General features: G+C 39.7%; 1 protein-coding gene. It reads left to right on the forward strand.

Features of this window, described 5'->3' with window-relative positions:
- The first annotated feature begins 46 nt into the window (after positions 1 to 46).
- A protein-coding gene (locus tag MTF64_RS19820; protein ID WP_248452441.1) for an IS3 family transposase occupies positions 47 to 1215 on the forward strand; the annotation gives its coding sequence in 2 pieces (ribosomal slippage) (positions 47 to 317 and positions 317 to 1215; 1170 coding nt in all).
- Positions 1216 to 1247 lie beyond the last annotated feature (32 nt).

The following is a 1247-nucleotide window of genomic DNA, read 5'->3' on the forward strand; positions in this document are numbered from 1 at the left end:
TGATCTGACTCCATAAAAGTAGACACCTATTTAGGAGTCAGTTCTCATGAAAGTAAAAGCGTTTCGTAAACATACAGAGGAATTTAAAAGAAAAGTGGTGCAGGAGTCATTAGACTCACACGGTACCGTTAAAATGACCGCTAATAAATACGGTATTCATCCCGATATGCTGTCAAGTTGGAGAAGTAAAATGACCTCAAGAAAAGAGCCTAAGCCACTTAAAAACCATGGTCCAGAAAAGTCATATAAAGACCTTGAACGTCAAGTTCGTAACCTTGAAAAGCAGCTTGAGGACGTACAGTTGGAGAACGACGTACTAAAAAAGGCGAGGGCCTACTTCGACAGTCTAAAAGAATAAGGTTTCAATATATTAATAAGACCACGACGGTGAAGAAAACAGTAAGCAAGTTATGTAAGTTATTATCTGTTTCTAAGGCTGGGTATTACAAATGGTTGAAACAGTCGTCGAATCCAGTTGAAAGAAAAAATGATCTTTTACTTCAGTTTTTAATAAAAAGAAGTAATGAAGAGCACTGCATACCTGGTTACAGAAAATTGTGGCAAGCCGCCATAGCCGACGGATATGATTGCAGTAAAGGCCGAGTGCAGCGTTTATTACAAAGCGTAGGTTATCGCTCTAAGTCAGGTAAGCGTCGCTACACCAGTGGTAATAAAAAGCAGGGTTTTATAACGACAGAGAATCTACTTGCTCGTCAATTTGATGTTGAAGAGCCTAATAGTGTATGGGTATCGGATATAACTCAGGTGCGCTGTAAAGAAGGCTGGCAGTACTTATGTGTCATTTTAGATTTATACTCACGCAAAGTTGTGGGCTGGGCAACAAGTCGAATTAATAATGCGGTTTTAGTGATTAAAACACTAAAGAAGGCTTGGAATGTGCGCAAGCCGAACGGGCAACGTTTACTGTTTCATTCAGATCAAGGGAGCCAGTATCGAGCTAAAGAGACTATATCGTGGTTGAACAAGCGAGGTGTAACGATTAGCATGTCGAGAAAGGGGAACTGCTGGGATAATGCCTGTTCAGAAAGTTTTTTTGCTCAGTACAAAAAAGAATGGATGAGTAATCTAAATGAACTGAGTCGTAGCGAAATGACAATACAAAGTCGTTTTTATATTGAGAATTACTACAACTCAGTGCGAATGCATGGGACGATTGGAAATGTTAGCCCCATACAATATGAATCAATGAATTAAAACCCCGTGTCTACTTTATCGGGGTCAGATCA

Origin of the sequence: Pseudoalteromonas sp. 2CM41L (assembly GCF_023161905.1) — a bacterium.
Classification (GTDB): domain Bacteria; phylum Pseudomonadota; class Gammaproteobacteria; order Enterobacterales; family Alteromonadaceae; genus Pseudoalteromonas; species Pseudoalteromonas atlantica.